This window comes from Amycolatopsis nivea (assembly GCF_004522235.1).
Classification (GTDB): Bacteria; Actinomycetota; Actinomycetes; order Mycobacteriales; family Pseudonocardiaceae; genus Amycolatopsis; species Amycolatopsis nivea.
The window spans coordinates 63,260-79,119 of record NZ_SDLT01000012.1; the positions used below are offsets into that span (position 1 = coordinate 63,260).

General features: G+C 71.8%; 13 protein-coding genes. 7 read left to right on the forward strand and 6 right to left on the reverse strand.

Going from position 1 to position 15,860, the window contains the following annotated elements; translation table 11 throughout:
* Positions 1-4: 4 nt before the first annotated feature.
* The 6 genes from EIZ44_RS16650 (at position 5) to EIZ44_RS16675 (ending at position 10,359) form a co-directional block, all read left to right on the forward strand.
* Positions 5-2,533, forward strand: coding sequence for a hypothetical protein (locus EIZ44_RS16650; protein ID WP_134729559.1), 2,529 nt, complete (start codon positions 5-7; stop codon positions 2,531-2,533).
* A 772-nt stretch (positions 2,534-3,305) separates the two neighbouring features.
* Positions 3,306-8,288, forward strand: coding sequence for an NAD-glutamate dehydrogenase (locus EIZ44_RS16655; RefSeq protein ID WP_134729560.1), 4,983 nt, complete (start codon positions 3,306-3,308; stop codon positions 8,286-8,288).
* Positions 8,285-8,707, forward strand: a complete 423-nt coding sequence (locus EIZ44_RS16660; protein WP_037814068.1) for an acyl-CoA thioesterase — start codon at positions 8,285-8,287, stop codon at positions 8,705-8,707. The genes EIZ44_RS16655 and EIZ44_RS16660 overlap by 4 nt, the downstream gene beginning before the upstream one ends.
* A complete protein-coding gene (locus tag EIZ44_RS16665; protein WP_134729562.1) occupies positions 8,700-9,335 on the forward strand; it encodes a DUF8010 domain-containing protein in 636 nt (211 codons plus the stop codon). Before EIZ44_RS16660 ends, EIZ44_RS16665 begins: the two co-directional genes overlap by 8 nt.
* A 45-nt stretch (positions 9,336-9,380) precedes the next feature.
* Positions 9,381-9,638, forward strand: coding sequence for a hypothetical protein (locus EIZ44_RS16670; protein WP_037814249.1), 258 nt, complete (start codon positions 9,381-9,383; stop codon positions 9,636-9,638).
* Positions 9,639-9,912: 274 nt separating this feature from the next.
* Positions 9,913-10,359, forward strand: a complete 447-nt coding sequence (locus EIZ44_RS16675) for a DUF6292 family protein (RefSeq protein ID WP_199817689.1) — start codon at positions 9,913-9,915, stop codon at positions 10,357-10,359.
* Positions 10,360-10,442: 83 nt separating this feature from the next.
* On the opposite strand, the gene EIZ44_RS16680 is transcribed toward EIZ44_RS16675, so the two are convergent.
* Both EIZ44_RS16680 and EIZ44_RS16685 read right to left on the reverse strand, forming a co-directional pair.
* Positions 10,443-11,339: an acyl-CoA desaturase gene (locus tag EIZ44_RS16680; protein WP_043829466.1), complete on the reverse strand. Its 897-nt coding sequence runs from the start codon at positions 11,337-11,339 to the stop codon at positions 10,443-10,445.
* Between the two features lie 390 nt (positions 11,340-11,729).
* A complete protein-coding gene (locus tag EIZ44_RS16685) occupies positions 11,730-11,933 on the reverse strand; it encodes a cold-shock protein (RefSeq protein WP_037814060.1) in 204 nt (67 codons plus the stop codon).
* Positions 11,934-12,318: 385 nt separating this feature from the next.
* Here EIZ44_RS16685 and EIZ44_RS16690 point away from each other — a divergent pair, with 385 nt between their 5' ends.
* The gene (locus EIZ44_RS16690) at positions 12,319-12,507 is read left to right on the forward strand and encodes a hypothetical protein (protein WP_009081303.1); all 189 of its coding nucleotides are present in this window, start codon (positions 12,319-12,321) and stop codon (positions 12,505-12,507) included.
* 28 nt (positions 12,508-12,535) lie between these two features.
* On the opposite strand, the gene EIZ44_RS44710 is transcribed toward EIZ44_RS16690, so the two are convergent.
* The 4 genes from EIZ44_RS44710 to EIZ44_RS16705 form a co-directional block, all read right to left on the reverse strand.
* Positions 12,536-12,700 carry a DUF3459 domain-containing protein gene (locus EIZ44_RS44710; protein WP_167754159.1) on the reverse strand — a complete coding sequence of 55 codons (165 nt, stop codon included), beginning with the start codon at positions 12,698-12,700 and terminating at the stop codon, positions 12,536-12,538.
* A gap of 84 nt (positions 12,701-12,784) precedes the next feature.
* A complete protein-coding gene (locus tag EIZ44_RS16695) occupies positions 12,785-14,374 on the reverse strand; it encodes a glycoside hydrolase family 13 protein (RefSeq protein ID WP_134729564.1) in 1,590 nt (529 codons plus the stop codon).
* Positions 14,374-14,763 (reverse strand): globin, encoded by a 390-nt coding sequence (locus tag EIZ44_RS16700; RefSeq protein ID WP_369806064.1) that lies wholly within the window; start codon positions 14,761-14,763, stop codon positions 14,374-14,376. The genes EIZ44_RS16695 and EIZ44_RS16700 overlap by 1 nt, the downstream gene beginning before the upstream one ends.
* A gap of 28 nt (positions 14,764-14,791) precedes the next feature.
* Complete coding sequence (locus EIZ44_RS16705; RefSeq protein WP_167754160.1) at positions 14,792-15,793, reverse strand: mechanosensitive ion channel family protein; 1,002 nt, start codon at positions 15,791-15,793, stop codon at positions 14,792-14,794.
* Positions 15,794-15,860: the final 67 nt, after the last annotated feature.

Consider the following 15,860-nt stretch of genomic DNA (forward strand, 5'->3'; position numbering starts at 1 on the left):
CCGAGTGGAAACCAGCAGGCACAACCGGCCCAGCCCGTCCGCGACCGCGGACGGGCGGCCCGCCGTTGCCAGTGGCGGGACCCTCGCCGACCTCGGTCGGCTCATCGACCGGGCGGAATCGCTCCGCTTCCGGGCGCCCGAGCTTTCGCTGGTCCTCGGCGAACGCTCGGCCGCGCTCGCGGAGGCGGCGGGCGCGGACGGGCACTGGATCCGGGCGGAAGCGCTCGTGGTGTCCGCGCGCGTGCGGACCGGGGCGCGGACGTCCACGGTCGGCCGCGCGGTCGCGGCTTTGCGCGCGGCCGAGCACGCCGGGTACGCCACGACGGCGGCGCGGCTGCGCGTCGACCTCGCGGTGTGCTCGCGCAGCCTCGGCGTTCCGCTGATGGGGCTGGCCGCGCTGCGGCCGGTGCTGTCCGAGGACGTGCCGCCGTCGCTGCGCGCGGAAGCGCTGTGCCATCTCGTCGGGTGCCTCGCCCCGTTCGGCCGGAAGGCGGAACTGGACCGCGTGCTCGTCGAGGCGGACCGGCTGCTGGTGGCCGACGATTCGCTCGACGCGGACGACCGGCTGCTGATGCGGGCGTTGCTGCGCAACGGGACCGCGGCGCACCGGCGCCGGCACGGCGACCTCACCGCGGCCGCGGACGCCGCGCGGACCGGGCTCGGGTTCCTGGAGAAGATGGACCGGCCCGGCGACGACGGCGGTCTCGTCCGGATCCGGCTCGTGCTGCAGCTGGTCAGCACGCTGCTCGACCGCGGCGACGCGGACATGGCTTACGACATCGCCGAACCCGTGCTGCGGGAGCCGGTCCGGGCCGCCGGGGTCGCGCCCGCGGCGTGGCTGCGGCTGGCGGTGGCGACGCGCATTCACCTGCCTTCCGGCGCCGGTGACGCCGCTGCCGAACTGGTGGGGGAGGCCGTCGCGGCCACCGACCGGCACGGGCTCGCGGCGGTCACCGCGCGGCTGTGGCTGGAGCTGGCGCAGATCGAGGAACGGTTCGGCAGCGCGGAAGAGGCCATCGGATGCCTGCACCGCGCGCGGGCCGCGGAACACGTGCACGCGCGGGCCCGGCGCCAGGCGTGCGGGCTGATCGCGGGCGAGCTGGGCGCCGAGTCGGTCGCGTCGATGGACCTCGACGACGTCCTCGCCGCGTCCGCCCCGCGCGACGGCCGCCCGGTGTCGATGGAGGTCGAGCCGAGGGTCGCGGCCGAGGAGACCTCGGTGATGCCGGCGATCCGGGACGTCCCCGCCGAGCGGCCGGACCCGGTCGCGGCTCCGCTGCCGGTCGTTCCGGCGCAGGTCGAGGTGCCCGCGGCGCCGGTTTCGGCCGCGGCGTGGGTCGAGGCGGGGGAGAAGAAGCCGGCGTGGTCGTTCCGGCGGGCCGCGGCGGAGACGGAGGTCGAGCAGACTTCGGTGCTCCCGGCGATCCGGGAAGAGGCCGAGGAGGCTCCGCGGACCGGCGGACGGCGGCGGGCCGAGGACCGCAAGTCGCCGGTGCTGCCGGGATGGGCGCGGCCGTTCGGGCGGAAGAGCGCCGACGCGCCCGCGCCGCGGAAGCGGGCGGCTGCGGAGCCGGTCAGCCGGACGGAGGCTTCGCGAGCGGCGTCGGGACGTCCGGCGGAGGTCGCCGAGAGCGCTGGGGCACGGCCTGCCGAGGTCGCTGAGGCCACGCCGGGTCGTCGCCGGGCGGAGACGGCGCAGCCTGCCGAGGAAACGGCGGTTCGCTGGCCGGAGAAGCCGCCTGCCGCGCCTCGGTCGGCGGAGGACGCGCCCGCTCGTCGGGAAGAGAAGACGAAGTCCGAGGAGCCGGTGCGGGCGGTTGCTGAAACGCGGCCCGAGACTCCTCGTCGCGCGGCGGAAGCGCAGGCTCCGGCCGAGGAGGCACCGCGGTTCTCGCTGCGGATGCCCGATCTGTCGGACATCCTGCCGGAGCTTCCGCTCGCCCCGGCTCCCGCGGACGAGCCCGCCGCGCCGTTGTGGGAAAGCGCCGAGTGGGCCAAGGAGGAAGCGGCCCGCCGCGACACCCGCGGCCGCAAGACCCGGCACGACGCCGAACACGGCTCGGTCGCCGCGAAGTCCGTGCTGGACCGGCTGGGCATCACCGCGAGCGGCGGAGGCGGCGGACGGCGCCGGGCCGACGAGCCCGGACGTCCCGAATCCGCCGCGGCGGAACCGGACACCGCGGCGAAGGACAAGCCGGAGCTGGCCCCCGCGCCGCGGCCGGAGGAGCCGGAGCCTGCCGAGGAGCCCTGGCTCCCGCGGCTGCGGATGCCGCCGGCGCTGGACCCGCTGTCCGACATCGACGCGTGGACGCCGTCGGAGCAGCCGTTCCCGGAGGGCTACGCGCGAGCCATCGCGGAGGACGAACCGCCGCCGGACGCCGGACTCGCCGAACTGCTCGCCCGCGCTCTCGCCGAACACCAGGCGGGCACCGCGAGCGCGGCCGCGCTGGTGAAACGCCTCGGCCCGAACGACGAGCCGAAGCCGATCAACGGCCGAGCGACCGCGGACCGCCACCGCAACAACGGCGACTGACGCGCGCCGGAAAGTTCTTGCGCCGCAGGGGAAACGCTGGTTCGGCCGGGCGGATTCCGCAGCGGGACAACGATTCACGCGGACGCGACCTCGAGTGGTCCGTGAAGGACTCCTTGAGGGAATCAGATTCCCTCAAGGAGTCCTTCACGGACCGCTGTGGGAGGGCAGCCTGCTGGCGGAAAACCTCGCCGACGCGGAGAATCCCGCGGCTCCGGCATCGAGAGGTACGTGAGGGCCACCCTCACGTACCTCTGCGGGAGCACTCCGCGCCGGAGCGGAAGATCGTCCCGTTTTCCGCGCTGCGCCAAGCGGTTTTCCCACTCACTGGTTGGACGCGCCGCGACGAAGCAGCACAAGCTGCCCCGTCCGCCATCTGCGGACACCTCGCGGGCGCCCCATCCTGAAACCCCGGCTCCCTCCGCAGCAACGGAAGAATTAGCCCGTACGGGTGGGAATTCTCGCAGGGGAGCGACGCAACCTTTTCCGTTCCCGCCGCGGGCGATACGGGCACTGAACCGATCCCGAAGCGGCCGCCGCGGCCGCGAAACCGGCGCTCCGGCCTCGTGCCAAGCCTTTTGCCGGAAACCGCCCTCGCCGAACCCGCCGGTAGCTGAACCGATCCCGCGCGAGCGCGGCGCCGGGGACCCCTGAAACGAACCTTAAGTCTTTCCCCGCCGCGCACAGGGGCGTCTCCGGGCGGATTAGGGTGAGGGATGTCCGGCACGTTGTGGTGACGGACGCATCTCGGTCTCGCATACTGGAGAGTTGCTCAATGAGCTCGACGGGAGTTTCGTCCCCGCCCGATGTCGGCACCGAAGCCGGCGCCGCCCGCCGCACGACAGCCAGCCCGGAGCAGATCCGGGACGAGCTGATCGACACCGCCGCGGCGCAGGCGCCGGAGATCGCGGACCTGATCCGCTTGTACTACCGGCACATCCCGGCCGACGAGATCGTCGGCGACGATCCGGTAGCGCTCGTCGGCGCGGTGCGCTCGCACCTGCAGCTGGCGAAGCAGCGCATGCCCGGGCGCCCGGCGGTCCGGCTGCTGAACCCGACCACCGCCGAGGACGGCTGGACGCGCGACGCGACCGTCGTGCAGGTCGTCACCGACGACATGCCCTACCTCGTGGACAGCGTCACCGCGGAGTTCGCCCGCGACGGCGTGCAGGTGCAGCGCATCGTGCACCCGATCGTCGTGGTGAGCCGCGGCCTGACCGGCGAGCTGGAGGGCCTGCACCTCGACGCCGACCCGGCCGATCCGCCGGCTGGCGCGTCCGCGGAATCGTGGATGCTGGTGGAGATCGACCTCGTCACCGACCCGCAGCGGGCACGCGAGCTGGACAACCGGCTGACGTCGGTGCTCGGCGACGTGCGCGAGGTCGTCGAGGACGCCGAGAAGATGGCGCAGACGGCCTGCTCGCTCGCGGAAACGCTGGAGCAGCACCCGCCGAAGCTGCCCAGCGACGACGAGGTCACCGAGGGCGCGCGCCTGCTGCGCTGGCTCGCCGACGGCCACTTCACCTTCCTCGGCTACCGCAAGTACGAGCTGGTCGACAGCCCGCAGCCGGACAGCGACGAGCCCGCCCTGCGCGCGGTTCTCGCGTCCGGGCTGGGCGTGCTGCGCCAGGACAGCCTCGCCGCGCGCAGCCTCACCGCGGGTCCGGACAGCTCGGTCGACGCGCTCGCGCCGTCGCTGCTCGTGCTCACCCAGGCGAGCGCGCCGAGCACCGTGCACCGTCCGGTTTATCCGTATTACGTCGGCGTGAAGACGTTCGACGAGCACGGCAAGGTCTCCGGCGAGCACCGGTTCCTCGGCATGTTCACCACCACCGCGCTGCACGAGAACGTGCTCGACATCCCGGTGGTCGGCCAGCGCGTGCGCGAGGTGATCCACCGCGCCGGGTTCCCGATGGAGTCGTTCTCCGGCCAGCGGATGCTGGAGGTCCTGCAGAACTGGCCGCGCGCGGACCTGTTCTCCGCGGACACCGATTCGCTCTTCTACACCACCACCGGCGCGATCACCCTTTCCGACCGCCGCAGGCTGCGGCTGTTCCTGCGCCGCGACCCGTACGGCCGCTTCTACTCCTGCCTCGTCTACCTCCCGCGCGACCGCTACACCACGCGCTCGCGGCTGGCGATGCAGGAAGTGCTGCTGGAAGAACTCGAAGGCACGCAGCTGGAGTACAGCGCGCGCGTCGGCGAAACGCTGCTGGCGCAGGTGCACTTCATGGTGCACACCGACCCGTCGAACGCCCTCGAGCCGGACACGCTGCGGATCCAGGAACGCCTGAACACCGTCGTGCGCAGCTGGGACGACCGGCTGGTCGAGGCGATCATCGCCGAACGCCGCGAGCGCGTCGGCGACGGCGGCCCGATCGGGATGATGGGCGAGGAGTCCGCGGTCGACCGGGGCCAGCGCTTCGGCGCGGTGTTCCCCGAGGCGTACAAGGAAGACTTCACCGCCGAGGACGCGCTGGCCGACCTGGCCAAGCTCGACACCCTCGCGGACGAGGGCGACCTCGCGCTGTCGTTCTACCTGCCCGCCGACGCCGAACCCGGCGAGCGGCGGTTCAAGCTCTACCTGCGCGGCGAGGGCGTCACCCTGTCCAAGGTGCTGCCGGTGCTGCAGGCGATGGGCGTCGAGGTGGTGGACGAGCGGCCGTACGAGCTGTTCCGCGAGGACGGCGGGGCCAGCTGGATCTACGACTTCGGCCTGCGCGTCGACAAGAAGGGCCTCGAGGAAGCCGACGAGGCGGCGGCGGTCGAGGTGCGCGAGCGGTTCCAGGACGCGTTCCACGCGGCGTGGCGCGGCGACGCCGAGGTCGACGGGCTCAACGGGCTCGTCCTGCGCGCCGGGCTCACCTGGCGCCAGGCCGCGGTGCTGCGGGCCTACTCGCGTTACCTGCAGCAGGCGCGCAGCCCGTTCTCCCAGTCCTACATCCAGAACACGGTCGTCAAGCACACCGAGGTCGCGACGAAACTGGTGCGGCTCTTCGAAACCCGCTGCGACCCGCAACTGTCCGATGTGGACCGGAAGACGCACGAGGAATCGCTGACCGCCGAGATCTCCTCGATGGTCGACGAGGTCACGAGCCTCGACGAGGACCGGATCCTGCGCAGGATGCTCGCGGTCATCAACGCGACCCTGCGCACGAACTACCACGTGCGCGACGCCGACGGGAACCCGCGGCCGTACCTGGCGCTCAAGCTCGACCCGAGCGGTGTGCCGGAGCTGCCCGAGCCGCACCCGAAGTACGAGATCTTCGTGTACTCGCCGCGCGTCGAGGGCGTGCATCTGCGGTTCGGCGAGGTCGCCCGCGGCGGCCTGCGCTGGTCGGACCGGCAGGAGGACTTCCGCACCGAGATCCTGGGCCTGGTCAAGGCGCAGGCGGTGAAGAACGCGGTGATCGTGCCGGTCGGCGCGAAGGGCGGCTTCGTGGTGAAGCGCCCGCCGCGGCCCACCGGCGACGCCGGGGTCGACCGCGACGCCCAGCTCGCCGAGGGCATCTCCTGCTACCGGATGTTCATCTCCGGCCTCCTGGACCTCACCGACAACCGCGTCGAGGGCGAGACCGTGCCCGCGCCGAACGTGGTGCGCCACGACGCCGACGACAGCTACCTGGTCGTCGCGGCGGACAAGGGCACCGCGAAGTTCTCCGACATCGCCAACGAAGTCTCGGCGCAGTACGGCTTCTGGCTCGGCGACGCGTTCGCCTCCGGCGGTTCGGTCGGCTACGACCACAAGGCCATGGGCATCACCGCCAAGGGTGCGTGGGAGAGCGTGAAGCGGCACTTCCGCGAGCTGGGCAAGGACACCCAGACCGAGGACTTCACGGTCGTCGGCATCGGCGACATGATGGGCGACGTCTTCGGCAACGGGATGCTGCTGTCCGAGCACATCCGGCTGGTCGCGGCGTTCAACCACATGCACGTCTTCCTCGACCCGAACCCGGACGCCGCGTCGTCCTACGCGGAGCGGCGGCGGCTGTTCGACCTGCCGCGCAGTTCGTGGGACGACTACGACCGTTCGCTGATCAGCGAGGGCGGCGGGATCTACCCGCGGTCGGCCAAGACCATCCCGATCACCCCGCAGGTCCGCGAGGCGCTCGGCCTCGACGAGGGCGTCACGAAGCTCGCGCCGATGGACCTGATCCAGGCGATCCTGCTGGCCCCGGTCGAACTGCTGTGGAACGGCGGCATCGGCACCTACGTCAAGGCCGAGAGCGAAAGCCAGGCCGCGGCGGGCGACAAGGCCAACGACGCGATCCGCGTCAACGGCAACCAGCTGCGCGTGAAGGTCGTCGGCGAGGGCGGCAACCTGGGCCTGACCCAGCTCGGCCGCATCGAATTCGCCCGCACCGGCGGCAAGATCAACACCGACGCGCTCGACAACTCGGCCGGCGTCGACTGCTCCGACCACGAAGTCAACATCAAGATCCTGCTGGACCACCTGGTGGCCGGCGGCGAGCTGGAGCACGCGCGGCGCAACGAGCTGCTCGGCGAGATGACCGACGAGGTCGGCTCGCTCGTGCTCGCGGACAACTACCGGCAGAACGCGGTGCTCGGCGTCAGCCGGGCGCACGCCGGGCCGATGGTGTCGGTGCACGCGCGGCAGGTGTCCGCGCTGGTCGCGAAGGGCGCGTTCGACCGCAAGCTGGAGGCGCTGCCGACCCCGTCGCAGTTCCGCGCGCTGGAGAAGGCGGGCGAGGGCCTGACCTCGCCGGAGCTGGCGACGCTGCTCGCGCACGTGAAGCTCGACCTCAAGGACGAGCTGCTCGCCTCCGACCTGCCCGAGTCCGAGGTGTTCACCCGCAGGCTGCCGGAGTACTTCCCGGCCCCGCTGCGGGAGCGGTTCGCCGCGGCGATCGCGCAGCACCCGCTGCGCCGCCAGATCATCACCACGCTCATTACCAACGAGCTGGTCGACGGCGGCGGCATCTCGTTCGTCTACCGCCTGATGGAGGAGATGAACGCGACCGCCACCGACGCGGTGCGCGCGTACGCGGTGGTCACGCACGTCTACGACCTGCCGAAGCTGTGGGCCGAGATCGACGCGCTGGACAACGTGGTGCCGACCGAAGTCGCGGACGGGATGGTGCTGGAGACGCGGCGGCTGCTCGATCGGGCCGCGCGCTGGTTCCTCACCAACCGCCCGCAGCCGCTCGCGCCGCTGGCCGAGATCAACCGGTTCGGCCCGGTGCTCGCGGAACTCGGCCCGAAGCTCGGCGAGCTGCTGCGCGGGCGCGAGCTGGAGTCGGTCGAGCAGGACGCGGCCGCGCTGGTCGACCAGGGCGTGCCCGCCGATCTCGCCCGCCGGGTGGCGCTGCTGCTGCACAGCTACGGCCTGCTCGACGTGGTCGAGGTGGCGGAGCTGGCCGAACAGCAGGTCGGGCTCGACGCGACGCACACCCCGGCGGACACCGCCGAGCTGTACTACGCGCTGTCGGACCACCTGGACATCGACAAGATGCTCACCGAGATCAGCGCGCTGGAACGCGGCAACCGCTGGCACGCCCTCGCCCGGCTCTCGCTGCGCGACGACGTGTACGGTTCCCTGCGCGCGATCGCGCTCGACGCACTGCGGCACAGCGACCAGGACCTGTCCGTCGACGAGCAGATCGAGCAATGGGAGAAGGCCAACGCGTCGCGGCTTTCGCGGGCGCGCGTGGCGCTGGACGAGATCACCCGTTCCGGGCGGCTCGACCTCGCGACGCTGTCCGTGGCCGCGCGCCAGATCCGGAGCACGGTGCGGTGACATTCGTTTCCCACGTCCAGCCGCGATGGTCGGACATGGACGTGTACGGGCACGTCAACCACGCGAACGTGGTGACGCTGCTCGAAGAGGCCCGGGTGCCCGTGCTGTTCGGCGAAGCCGAGCGCGCGGGGCTCACCGAACTGCCGAAGGGCGTCGTGGTCGTGAAGCTCGGGGTGCATTACCGCGCGCCGATCGTCGCGGCGCCCGGCCGCTCGGTGCGCGTGGAGATCACGCTCACCGAGCTGAAGGCCTCGACGGTGACGCTCGGGTACGTCGTGCGGACCGGTCCGGACGCGACCGATCCGGTCGCGGTCACCGCCGAGACCGTGCTGGCCCCGTACGACACGGCCAACCTCCGGCCGCGCCGGCTCAGCGACGAGGAATCCGAATTCCTCAAGCGGGTGCTGGCCGATGCCTGAGCTGCGGATTCCCGATCCGGGCGACCGGGAGACGCTCAGCGCGTTCGTGGCCCGCGCGGTGCGGCTGGACGGCACGACCGCCGTCCGGCTGCGCCGCCGGGGCGACGACGTCGTCGAGGCGTGGACGGCCACGCCGTTCGAGGTCCTCGCGACCCGCGCGGTGGCGGGGACGGTGACGCCGTCGGACGTCACGGTGTCCGGCAACGAACTGCTCGCGGCGCTCGCCGTCGCGGGCGGCGAGGTGATGGACCCGGGCCCGGCGCGCGACCTGCTGTGGCACGCCGAGCTGCCGGTGTCCGACCGGTGGCAGCAGGTCGACGAGCTGCCGGTCGACGTGGTGTCGGACCTGGCCGACCGCGGCGTCGCGCTCGCCCGCGACAACGCCGGTCCGCACGGCACGCCGCCCGCCTCGCTGATGGACCAGGCGGTGCTGACCGTCACCGGGGGAGACCTCGAGGTCAAGGTCCAGATGCGGTGCCTGTTCGCGCTGTCCGGGATGGGGCTGTTCGATTCGTCGATCGACGGCGACGTGGTCCGGGTGACCGCCACTGATTCGTGGCTGCGCCTCGACGCCCGTTACGGTGCGGTGCTGAAGCGGCGCCAAGCGTTGCTGCCGCTGCTGTTCTGACGATTCTGCTGGCGGGAGCCGTCCGGCGATGTCATCGTGAACCGCATGACCGAACCGGACGGCGACCCGACCGCGGACTTCCTCGCCGAGGTCCGGCCCGAGGAGACGCCGTGGCGCACCGACCGGCCCGCGGACGCCGATCCCGCGCCGGAAGCCGAACCCGCGCCAGGGCGTGCGCGGTCGGTGGTGCGCGCGGTCGGCGAGGCCGCGCCGTACGTCCAGGCGGGATTGTTCGCCGCGTGGGTGGCGACGTCGATCGCGGAGTCGGCCGACGGCGGCGATTTCGGCGGCCAATCGGGCTGAACCCGGCTGTCCTCAGTGGACAGTGTGCCGGGCGGATCGCCACGTCGAGCAAGGATTTCGCCGGCGGACGCGGCCGATCGAGCGATTTCCGCGGCGGCCAGACGGGTTGATCTCGGCTGCGGGCTTGTCCCAGCGGGTAGAGTCGGAGTCCGGTCCAGCTGCCGGATGCCCGATCCGGTGCGACCCCGATCATCGCGACCGCCGGCCTTCGCGCGAGGCGAAACCCCGGTTCGCTTGCTGCGCGAAGCGGAAGCGGCGGCGGAAGAGGAGACCCATGCTCCTGTCCGGTCCGGAACGCCCGATGTCCCTGCCCACCGCCGACGATCCGCAGGTCCTGCGGCAGGCGCTGGCCGCGTACGTGCGCGAGGTCGCCGCCGCGGTCGGAGTGTCGGTGGAGTGCACGTCGTGCGAGGTCACCGACACGATCACCGCGTACGTCGCGCTGAGCGGCCGGTCCCCGCGTTTCCCCGGCCGGGATCTGATGCTGTTGTGGACCATGCGGCAGGGCTGGTCGGTGGCGGTGGAGACGACGCCCGCCGAATCCCCGCAGCCGGTGGCCCAGCTGGGCGGCGACGTCACGCCCGCGCCGGAACGGGTGCGGCGGTTCGTCGCGGAGGTCGTGAGCTCGGCCGAGACGGCCGGGAAGCCGGGACCGGTGCTGGCGGTGTCCAGTCACGGCGACCTGCGGACCCGGCTCGAGGAGCGAGTCCGCAGGTCCTGACGGGCCCGCGACGCGAGATCAGCGGTCCGTGAGGGAATCGGATCCGTCCGGATTCCCCTCACGGACCACAAGAGACCGGACGCTCAGGCGGCCTTGAGCTTGCGGGCGAGGCGTTCGGGCCGGGGCCAGCGCACGTGCGAGGCCCAGCGGAACTTCTCGAACATCCAGATCAGCCGCGCGGAGATGTCGAGCTGGCCGCGGCCGACGCCGTGCCGGGCCCCGGTCGGGTCGGCGTGGTGGGAGTTGTGCCAGGACTCGCCGAAGGACGCGATCGCCAGCGGCCAGAAGTTCGCCGACCGGTCGCGCGCCTCGAACGGGCGCTCGCCGATCAGGTGGCACAGCGAGTTGACCGACCAGGTCACGTGGTGCAGCGCGGCGACCCGGACCAGCCCGGCCCAGAAGAACGCGGTGAGCGCGCCCCACCAGGTCATCGTGATGAGCCCGCCCAGCAGCGCGGGTCCCAGCAGCGTCGCGACGGTCAGCACCGGGAAGAGCCGGTCGATCCGCTTCAGGTCGGCGTCGTCGAGCAGGTCGGGGGCGAAGCGGCGCGGGTTGGTCCGGTCGCGGCCGAACAGCCAGCCCATGTGCGCGTGCCAGAAGCCCTTCGCGAGCGCGGCGGGCGACGTGCCGAAGCGCCACGGCGAATGCGGGTCGCCGTCGCGGTCGGAGTAGGCGTGGTGGCGGCGGTGGTCGGCGACCCAGTCGATCACCGGTCCCTGCATGGCCATGCTGCCCGCGACGGCGAGCGCGATCCGCAGCCCGCGGCGGGCGCGGAACGCGCCGTGGGTGAAGTACCGGTGGAAGCCGACGGTGATGCCGAGGCCGCTGACGCAGTAGAACGCGGCGGCGAGGCCGACGTCGAGCCAGCTCAGCCCCCAGCCCCAGGCGAGCGGGACCGCGACGGCGACGGCGAGAAGGGGGACGACCGCGAAGAGCTTCACCAGGAAGGCCTCGGTGCCGGTCTTGTGGCCGGCGAGCATGGGCTGCGGCGATTTCGGGGGACGCTGGACGGTGCTCTGGGTGTCGATGGGTAACGCTCCTACTCGAGCTGGTCCGGCCGCCGCGCTCTGCGGGGCCGAGGCCGATGCCGCGGCGCGGACCAGGCGGAAGGGGGCCGCCTCGGGGGTGCGCCGTGCGTTGCGTACTGGCCAGGCAGGGGAGGGCATCGAGGCCAGTCGCGACCTGCCCTGGTCAACGGGTGATCTCGCGTCCGGGTTCCCGGAACGCGGAAGACCTTGTGCGGCCGGGAAAACTCACCGGGCCGCACCGGGGTGCCGAGCTGTTTCGGCTGCCGTGGGCGGAAAAGTCCGCTTCGGCGCGGGTCCCCTGGTGCGGAAAGCCTTCCGCACCAGGGGAAACACCGGGGAAACTCAGATGGCGCGAACGCCAGTGGCCTGCGGGCCCTTCTGGCCCTGGCCGACCTCGAACTCCACGCGCGCGTTCTCCTCAAGGCTGCGGAACCCGTTGCCCTGGATCTCGGAGTAGTGCACGAAGACGTCGGCGCTGCCGTCGTCCGGGCTGATGAACCCGAAGCCCTTTTCGGCGTTGAACCACTTCACGGTGCCTTGCGTCATAAAAACGATCTCCATCGGACTCACAACAGATGCCACCTCGGCATCCGGGCCTGGCAACCGACGGTGTGCCTTCCGAAAAGAGAAACACCACGCCCGCTACATCTTGCGAGCGTGGCTGCGGGACGTACCCACCGCACGAACACAAAACACGACCGTCTTCAGTAAAGCACGCCCGGGCCGGTCTCACCAGGGCCGTCGCCCGAAGGGTCCACTGTGGACGTCGCGACGCGCGCGGCGGGGACGGCTCGCGGGCAGGTCGGAGGCGGGGAGTAGCGTCAGCACCGTCGAGAAGTCTCATCGTGCGCCGGCGTTCGAGCCGGCGTCGTCCCCGGCGGGCCCCCCCGCGGTGCCGCCGGTGGCCCCTTCCACCTCGACGAGGAGCGACATGCGCTCGGAACGACGTCCGCTGTCCGCCGAAACCAGTGAATTCGCCCGTGCCCGGGTGTCCGCCGAACAGGACCTGCGCGTCCAGCAGGAGCACGCCGCCCGCACTGTCGCGGGGCACGCGCACGATGTCGATGACCTGCGGGGATTGCTCGCGATGCTCGGTCTGGAGGCGGGTGCTCGCGTCTGACCTGACCGGGGCGGCCGCCGGGTTTGGGCTATCCAAGCCAGGCGGCTGAATCCGGGGCCAGTCTGCCGTCGATCAGCGGGCTGCTGGTGAGCAGCACCTCTCCCGGCGGGAGGGCGATCGAGCTGGCCGAGGTGTTGAGCGCGCAGATCAGCCCGCCCCGGCCGAACAGGATCTGGGCGACCCTCAGGAACACCTTGCCCGCCCTGCCGAGATGCCGATGACCTGTGGGGATTGCTCGACATGCTCGGGCTGGAGGCGGGTGCGCGTCTGACCTGGGTTACCCGAGCCAGGCGGCTGAATCGGGCGCGAGTCTGCCGTCGATCAGCGGGCTGCTGGTGAGCAGCACCTCTCCCGGCGGGAGGGCGATCGAGCTGGCCGAGGTGTTGAGCGCGCAGATCAGCCCGCCCCGCCCGCGGCGGAAGGCGAAGCAGCCCGCGGGCGCGCCGAACCACTGCAGTTCGTCGCCGCCGCGGAACGCCGGGTGGTGTTTCCGCAGCTCCACCGCGCGCCGGTACAGCGACAGCGTCGATTCCGGATCCTCGAGCTGCCGTTCCACGGTCAGCGACGCCCAGTCCGCGGGCATCGGCAGCCAGGTTTGTGCGGTGCGCGAAAACCCGTACGGCGGGAGCGTGCCCTCCCAAGGCAGCGGCACGCGTTCGCCGTCGCGGCTGAATTCCGGGCCCTGTGAGCGGGCGCGCGGGTCGGTCATCGCTTCCAGCGGCAGGTCGGCGTTCGGCAGGCCCAGCTCTTCTCCCTGGTACAGGTAGACCGCGCCGGGCAGGGCGAGTTCTACCAGCGCCATCGCGCGCGCCCGGCGGACCCCGGCCGCGCCGCCGCCGTAACGGCTGGCCGCGCGCCAGACGTCGTGGTTGGACAGCGTCCAGGTCGCCGGTGCGCCCGCCGAACGCGGCACCGCCAGCGACCGCTCGATCGACGTGCGCACGGCGTCCGCGTCGAAGTGGGTGAGCACCAGGCGGAAGTTGAACGCCAGGTGAAGTTCGTCCGGCCGCAGGTAGCGGGCCAGCCGCTCCTCGTCCTGCACCCAGATCTCGCCGACCGCCATCGCGTCCGGGTACTCGTCGAGCACCTTGCGGATCAGCTGGTGCACCTCGTGCACGCCGTCGTCGTCGAAGCGCGGATCGCCCAGCACGCCGCCGCCGTGCGCGGGCGTGTCCGGGTCCATGTCGGGCAGCCCGGCGGGTTTGGCCATCCCGTGCGCGACGTCGATCCGGAAGCCGTCCACGCCCCGGTCGAGCCAGAACCGCAGGGTGCGCTCCAGATCGGCGCGGACGTCCGGATTGGCCCAGTTCAGGTCCGGCTGCTGCGGCGCGAACAGGTGCAGGTACCACTGCCCGTCCGGCACCCGCGTCCACGCCGGGCCGCCGAACACGCTGATCCAGTTGTTGGGCGGCTCCGCGCCGCCGGGGCCGCGGCCGTCGCGGAAGTGGTAGCGCTCCCGCTCCGGGCTGCCCGGCCCGGCGGCCAGCGCGGACTTGAACCACGCGTGCCGGTTGCTCGTGTGGTTCGGCACGACGTCCACGGTGACCCGGATGCCGCGCCGGTGCGCCTCGGTGAGCAGCACGTCGAAGTCGCCGAGGGTGCCGAACATCGGGTCGACGCCGCGCGGGTCGGCGACGTCGTAGCCGTGGTCGGCCATCGGCGAAGGGTAGAACGGCGTCAGCCACAGCGCGTCGACGCCCAGCAGCTCCAGGTAGCCGAGCTTGCTGCGGATGCCCTCGAGGTCGCCGATGCCGTCCTCGCCCGAATCGGCGAAGGACCGCACGTAGATCTCGTAGAACACCGCGTCCGACCACCACGACGGCCGCGGAAGGCGGTCCGGCCGCCGTCCCGCGACCCTGCGTCTCATCAGACGAAGCTGTTCATCATGCTGTGCGCGGCCATTTCCAGGTACGCCCACAGCTGGCTGAGGTACGGCTCGGGCAGGTTCTCCTCGTCGATCGCGATCCGGATGCAGCGCAGCCACGCGTCGCGCTCGATCGGGCCGATCTTGAACGGCGCGTGCCGCATCCGCAGCCGCGGGTGGCCGCGCTGGTCGGAGTAGGTGTGCGGACCGCCCCAGTACTGGATGAGGAACAGCCGGAACCGCTCCTCCGCCGGGCCGAGGTCCTCCTCCGGGTAGAGCGGGCGCAGCACCTCGTCGCGGGCCACTTCCTCGTAGAACCGCTTGATGATCCGGCGGAAGGTCGGTTCGCCGCCCACCGCCTCGTACAGGTTCGCCGGTTCCGGCTCGCTCACAGTCGACACACCTCCATCTTGCCCTGCCTCAGCTGCGCGGCGCGCCCGACTGCTTGTCCTGCATGGACGACAGCAACCGGCCGAGCGGCGGTTCGAAACCGGCCTCCTCCAGCGCGCCGAGCAACTGCCCGCGCAGCTTCCGCTGCACCGCCCACTGCTTGCCCGGTCGCACCTTGACCGTCAGGCGCAACACGATTCCCTCGGGCGTGACCTGTTCGACGCCGAGCATCTCCGGCGGCTCCAGCACGTTCACCGAGAGCGCGTCCGATTCGACCGCCTTCGTGGCCGCGCCGCTGAGCACCTCGGTGGCCTTGTCGACGTCCGCGGAGTAGCTCAGCGGGACGTCCACCACGGCGTAGGCAAAGCCCTGGCTCGAGTTGCCGACGCGCAGCACCTCGCCGTTGCGGACGTACCAGACGGTGCCCTTCAGGTCGCGCAGCGTGGTGATGCGCAGGCCGACCGCCTCGACGGTCCCGGTGGCCTCGCCGATGTCCACGACGTCGCCGACGCCGTACTGGTCCTCGATCATCATGAACATCCCGGAAAGGAAGTCCTTGACCAGGTTCTGCGCGCCGAACCCGAGCGCGACGCCGACGATGCCGGCCGAGGCGATGATCGGGGCCAGGTCGATGCCCAGTTCGCCCAGCACGAGGATGAACGCGAGGCCGTAGATCAGGAACGTCGCCATCGACTTCAGCACCGAGCCGATGGTCTTGGCGCGCTGCCTGCGGCGTTCCACCACAGCGGTGCCGAGCATCTCCGGCGCCCGTTCGCGCAGCGGTCTCAACAGCGACGGGATCTTGCCGTTGCTGCCCGAGGCCGGGAGCGTGGTGACCCGTTCGATGAGCCGCTTGGTGAGATAGCGCACCACGAACGCGATGACGAGGATCATGATGATCTTCAGCGGCTTGGTGACGAGCCAGCCCGCCGACGCGGCGAGCCACTCGTTGTGCGTGACCGAATAGACCTGGGCGCACCACGACCCGGTCTCGGAGATGCAGCTGGGCGGAGCGCTGAGCACGGCATTCACTGGCTGAGCTAGTCCTTTCTCGTTGCTTGTCCCGGCGGCGCGCAGGCGGCCGGCGAGTGGCCGCCGG

Bases quoted from the DNA above. Each gene is read 5' to 3' on its own strand.
- EIZ44_RS16680 (WP_043829466.1), bottom strand. From the start codon at position 11,339: ATGCTCGCCGGCCACAAGACCGGCACCGAGGCCTTCCTGGTGAAGCTC.
- EIZ44_RS16670 (WP_037814249.1), top strand. From the start codon at position 9,381: ATGACCGAACCGGACGGCGACCCGACCGCGGACTTCCTCGCCGAGGTC.
- EIZ44_RS16665 (WP_134729562.1), top strand. From the start codon at position 8,700: ATGCCTGAGCTGCGGATTCCCGATCCGGGCGACCGGGAGACGCTCAGC.
- EIZ44_RS16655 (WP_134729560.1), top strand. From the start codon at position 3,306: ATGAGCTCGACGGGAGTTTCGTCCCCGCCCGATGTCGGCACCGAAGCC.
- EIZ44_RS16695 (WP_134729564.1), bottom strand. From the start codon at position 14,374: ATGAGACGCAGGGTCGCGGGACGGCGGCCGGACCGCCTTCCGCGGCCG.
- EIZ44_RS16690 (WP_009081303.1), top strand. From the start codon at position 12,319: ATGCGCTCGGAACGACGTCCGCTGTCCGCCGAAACCAGTGAATTCGCC.
- EIZ44_RS16685 (WP_037814060.1), bottom strand. From the start codon at position 11,933: ATGACGCAAGGCACCGTGAAGTGGTTCAACGCCGAAAAGGGCTTCGGG.
- EIZ44_RS16675 (WP_199817689.1), top strand. From the start codon at position 9,913: ATGCTCCTGTCCGGTCCGGAACGCCCGATGTCCCTGCCCACCGCCGAC.